6 protein-coding genes are annotated in these 4,630 nt (G+C 72.8%); 2 read left to right on the top strand and 4 right to left on the bottom strand.

The features are described 5' to 3' along the window. Nucleotides 1–95 precede the first annotated feature (95 nt). The 3 genes from AOK23_RS38235 to AOK23_RS38245 form a co-directional block, all read right to left on the bottom strand. The gene (locus AOK23_RS38235) at nt 96–329 is read right to left on the bottom strand and encodes a hypothetical protein (RefSeq protein ID WP_079049939.1); all 234 of its coding nucleotides are present in this window, start codon (nt 327–329) and stop codon (nt 96–98) included. A gap of 80 nt (nt 330–409) precedes the next feature. Further along, nucleotides 410–1,402, bottom strand: coding sequence for a DEDDh family exonuclease (locus AOK23_RS38240; protein WP_055717071.1), 993 nt, complete (start codon nt 1,400–1,402; stop codon nt 410–412). Further along, nucleotides 1,395–1,739: an NACHT domain-containing protein gene (locus AOK23_RS38245; protein ID WP_055717072.1), complete on the bottom strand. Its 345-nt coding sequence runs from the start codon at nt 1,737–1,739 to the stop codon at nt 1,395–1,397. Before AOK23_RS38245 ends, AOK23_RS38240 begins: the two co-directional genes overlap by 8 nt. Before the next feature lie 215 nt (nt 1,740–1,954). Between AOK23_RS38245 and AOK23_RS38250 the strand changes: the two genes are divergently transcribed. Both AOK23_RS38250 and AOK23_RS38255 read left to right on the top strand, forming a co-directional pair. Then, a complete protein-coding gene (locus AOK23_RS38250) occupies nt 1,955–2,836 on the top strand; it encodes a sterol desaturase family protein (protein ID WP_055717073.1) in 882 nt (293 codons plus the stop codon). Next, entirely contained in the window at nt 2,833–3,564 is a 732-nt protein-coding gene (locus AOK23_RS38255; RefSeq protein ID WP_055717074.1) for a lysoplasmalogenase, read from the top strand. The genes AOK23_RS38250 and AOK23_RS38255 overlap by 4 nt, the downstream gene beginning before the upstream one ends. 106 nt (nt 3,565–3,670) lie before the next feature. On the opposite strand, the gene AOK23_RS38260 is transcribed toward AOK23_RS38255, so the two are convergent. Beyond that, on the bottom strand, nt 3,671–4,630 hold a 960-nt coding region (locus tag AOK23_RS38260), incomplete at its 5' end, for a CopD family protein (protein WP_055717075.1).

The raw sequence follows: 4,630 nt of genomic DNA on the forward strand, positions 1-4,630 counted from the left end.
CCTCGCACGGTTCGGCCCCCGACGGGAGGGTCCCGCCGGGGGCCGGCACCTGCCTTCAGGGCGACGACGGGTCGGCCCCGCGGTCACCTGCGGGCTCAGACCTTGTCGACGATGCCCACCCTCCCCTCGGCCCGCGCGCAATGGGCGCCGCAGTACCAGTGGCCCTCGACCTCGACTCCCTGGCCGATGATCTGCACCCGGCAGTGCTCGCAGATCGGGGCCATCCGGTGGATCGCGCAGGCGAAACAGTCGAAGACGTGCACCGCGCCCTGCGCGTGCACCTCGAAGGTCATGCCGTAGTCGTTTCCGCAGACTTCGCAACGTGCCATGCGCCACAGGGTGCGGCGCCGACGCGGCACGGGCGAGCGGACGGCGGGCGAGTCGCCCGCCAATCACCCGTACGCCCGTCTCACTCCTCGGTGGCGGGCTCCACGTCCCGCAGCAGCTGCCCGAACGCCGCCTCGTCGATCACGGGCGTCCCGTACTGCCGTGCCTTGACCGTCTTGGACGTGCCCGAGTCCGGGTCGTTGGTGACGAGCAGACTCGTCACCCGCGACAGGCTCGTCGCCACGTGCAGCCCCGCCTCCACCGCACGGTCCTCCAGCAGCTCCCGCTCGACCGAGGTGTCTCCGGAGAACGCGACGCGCATGCCCTGCTTGAGAGGTTTGCCCTCTTCGTATCGACCGGGGTTGGGGTACGGGCACGGGGGCCGCTTGCGCGAGGGCCGCCAACTGCCCGCCCGATAGCCACCGGGGGAGTAGCCGCCGGACGCCTGCCGCCCGATCGTCGGGGAGGCGGACCACTCGGTCAGCGGCCGGCACTCGAGCAGCGGCAACCGCACACCTCGGCTCACGGCGGCGTGCAGACTGGGCCTGAACGCCTCCGCGAGCACCCGCGCGTCGTCCAACGCGTGGTGGGCGCGCTGCTGCACGACACCGAAGTGCGCCGCGAGCGACTCCAGCTTGTGGTTGGGCAGCGGCAGCTCCAGCTCCTTCGACAGCGCGATCGTGCACAGCCGCTGCCGCACCGGCGCCTCGGTCTCCGCGCGCGCGTACTCCCGCGCGAGCATCGACCAGTCGAACACCGCGTTGTGCGCGACGAGTACGCGGTCCGCGAGCCGCGAGGACAACTCCTCGGCGATCTCCCGGAACAGCGGCGCCCCTTCGAGCACGTCGCTCGTCAGCCCGTGTATCCACACCGGTCCCGGATCGCGCTCGGGGTTGACCAGTGTGTACCAGTGGTCCTCGACCTCGCCGCGCGCGTCCAGTCTGTACACAGCCGCGGAGATTATCCGGTCGTCCCGGGCGAGCCCGGTCGTCTCCACGTCAACAACCGCGTATCCCTGCGGATACGCGACCGGCCAGGGAGCTTGCGACGCCGCGGTCGAAAGGTCATCAAGCATGGTCCCTGAGGATACGGGCCACGACTGACAGCTCGTTACTCGACGGTGAGACGGTCCGGGGGGAAGAGGCCGGTGCCGAGGGGTGGGTCGTCACCACGTAACGCGCCTGGGGGTACGCGGAGATCGGGGCCTTCAGGCAGCTCTCGGTGCGGCCACGCAACCTGGCCGGTACCTCGTCCACCCCGTCCACCAGCACCAACGCCCGCCCGGAGGCGAGGAGTTCCGAGACGCAGCCGTCGGGCCCGCGCAGCGGGACCCCGGTGGCCGGCAGGAAGTCCTCCGGCGTCCGCAGGCCCGCGGGAGTGTTGAACGACCGCAGGCGCAGGACGAACGGCACGCACAGGTTCCACGCCACCGGCTGCGGGCCGAAGCCGCGCCGGGGAAGGATCGACGGCTGATCGGCGGCTCCCTTTTCGGGGGTCGCCCAGAGCCGTCGCCCTGACCCTGCCCGCCGGATTGGTGGAGGACGCCAAGAAGCAAGCGCGTACCACCGGAAATACTTGTCAGTAACAACGTCTAGCCCCAGCTCACCAGCGGTTCTACGGTGCCCACATGCCGAACCTGCCCGATGTCGTGCTGTGGTCGATACCCGCGTTTGTGCTGCTCACCGTGATCGAGGTGATCAGCCACCGGCTCCATCCGGACGAGGATGCCGCCGGGTACGAGGCGAAGGACGCCGCGACGAGCGTCGGCATGGGACTCGGGAGTCTCGTGTTCGACTTCCTGTGGAAGATCCCGATCGTCGCCCTCTACACGGCGATCTACGAGCTGACCCCGCTGCGTGTGCCCGTGCTGTGGTGGACGGTCCCGCTGATGCTGCTCGCGCAGGACTTCTTCTACTACTGGTCGCACCGGGGCCACCACGTCGTGCGGATCCTGTGGGCCTGCCACGTCGTGCACCACTCCAGCCGCAAGTTCAACCTCACCACCGCGCTGCGGCAGCCCTGGACCACCTGGACCGTGTGGCCCTTCTACGTCCCCCTCATCGCCCTCGGCGTGCACCCGGCGGCGCTCGCGTTCTGCTCGTCGGCCAACCTCGTGTACCAGTTCTGGATCCACACCGAGCGGATCGGCAAGCTGCACCCCGCGTTCGAGTTCGTGTTCAACACGCCGTCGCACCACCGGGTCCACCACGCTTCCCAGGGCGGCTACCTCGACCGCAACTTCGGCGGCATCCTCATCGTCTGGGACCGGCTGTTCGGTTCCTTCGTCGCGGAGACCGAGCGGCCCGTCTACGGCCTGACCAAGAACATCGGCACCTACAACCCGCTGCGGGTCGCCACCCACGAGTACGTCGCCATCGCCAAGGACCTGAGGGCGGCGCGGAGTTGGAGCGAGCGGGCCGGGCGGGTCTTCCGCGGGCCCGGCTGGGGGCCGGCGGCGCGGCGCGCGGCCGCCGAGGAGAAGCCGGCCGTCACGGAGACGGCCGCGTGAGAGGGCCGAGCCGACAGACCCTCCTCGTCGCCTTCGGGCTCGCCGCCGCCGTCGACCTCGGCTCCCTCGCCGCCGGGTTCACCCCCGGGCACCTGGTCGCCAAGCCGCTGCTGATGCCGTTGCTCGCCGCGTACGTCCACACGCGCGGTGGCCCGCGGCTGCTGATCGCCGCGCTCCTGTGCGGCTGGGGCGGGGACATCCTCCTCCTCTCCGACGCCGAGCCGGCCTTCCTCGCCGGGATGGGCTGCTTCGCGGCGGGCCACGTCTGCTACCTCGTCCTCTTCGGGAAGTGGGCTCGGACGGCGAACGCCTCGCACGAGGTCGCGGACAAGGGTTCGCCCGCGGTGGGGGAGTGGGGGGCACGCGCGCGTGCCCTCCGGCTGCCCGCCGTGTACGCGCTCGCCCTCGTCGTCGCCGTGGCGAGCCTGTGGCCCGGGCTGCCGGCGGACCTGCGCGTGCCCGTCGCCGGGTACAGCGCGCTGCTGACCGCGATGGCGTGCTCCGCCGCCCGGCTGGGGGCCGTCGCCGGGGCCGGCGGCGCACTCTTCGTGCTGTCGGACATGCTGATCGCGACCGGGGTCGCCGAGTGGCCGCAGCTCCCACGCCCCGACCTGTGGATCATGCTCACCTACATCGCCGCCCAGTACCTGCTGGCCCGCGGCGTGCTGCGGACCCTGGAGACCGGGCTGCCGGCGCCCACCGGCGGACCGGTTCCGGCGACGCCCTGAGCGACGTCGGACCCCGCCGCCGGTACGCACCCGCTGCCGCCCGCCCCCGAACTCGCCCGTTGTCGCCCTACGCTGGTGCTCACCCTCTGCCGCCCGGCGTCGGCACTCACCAGCGGATCGGTACCGGCAGCGCGGTGAGCAGGCCCGACAGCGCCACGACCACACCCAGGACCACCAGTTCCGCGCGGGCGGGGGCGCAGGCGTCCAGCGGGTCGGTCACGTGGCGCAGCCGCAGCCGGGCCCGCAGGGCGAGCGCCGCGACGGCGGCCATGAGGAGCACCTTGGCGAGCAGGGCGCGCCCGTACGCCGTCTCCGTCAACTGGTCGAGGACCGTGCCCGGCGGCATTCGCCGGAGCGTGCTCCACGACCCGGTGGCGGTCACGGCGGCCAGCAGAACGGCGGCCACGCGCGCGTACAGGCCCAGCAGCGCCGCGCCCGCCCCTGCCGTCGCGCGCCACGCGCGCGTGCCCAGGGTGCGCAGGACGGAGAGCAGTCCTCCCACCCACAGGGCCGCGCACAGCAGATGGACGAACGTCAGGGCCGTGCCGACGAGCGGGCTGTCCTCGACGGTGGGGTGCGCCCGCAACGCCTCCGCGACGACGATCGCCGTCAGCGGCACCACCTGGGTGAGCGGGCGGCGGGACCGGGCGCACAGGGCCACCGCCGCGAACGCGTTGACCTCCAGCAGGGCGAGCCGGCCGTCCCGCGTCGCGTAGAGGCCGCCGACGTCGATGTCGGCGGGGGAGCCCGGCACGAGGTTGCCGGTCGCCACCACCGAGGCCAGCCCCAGAGCGGCCACGCAACCGGCGGCCGCCGCCCCCGCCGCCCAGCCGCGTGGCGTCTGTCGGGGGCCGCCGGGCACCCGCCGGGCCAGCCACACGACGAACAGCTCGCCCACCGGTACGCACAGCGCGGCCAGCAGCACGGTCCGCAGGAGAGCGATCCCGCCCGCCCCGGGAGCCACCGCCTCACCGGTGTCCAGCGCGACTCGCGGCCCGAACAGCGGGATCAGCGCGCCCACGGCCACCAGCAGAAGCAGCCCGGCCGCCCGACCGGCGCCGGTCGG

The sequence above is a fragment of the Streptomyces torulosus genome, assembly GCF_001419765.1.
Classification (GTDB): Bacteria; Actinomycetota; Actinomycetes; order Streptomycetales; family Streptomycetaceae; genus Streptomyces; species Streptomyces torulosus.

Coding starts and splice junctions, on each gene's coding strand:
- AOK23_RS38240 (WP_055717071.1), bottom strand. CDS start 1,402: ATGCTTGATGACCTTTCGACCGCGGCGTCGCAAGCTCCCTGGCCGGTC.
- AOK23_RS38250 (WP_055717073.1), top strand. CDS start 1,955: ATGCCGAACCTGCCCGATGTCGTGCTGTGGTCGATACCCGCGTTTGTG.
- AOK23_RS38235 (WP_079049939.1), bottom strand. CDS start 329: ATGGCACGTTGCGAAGTCTGCGGAAACGACTACGGCATGACCTTCGAG.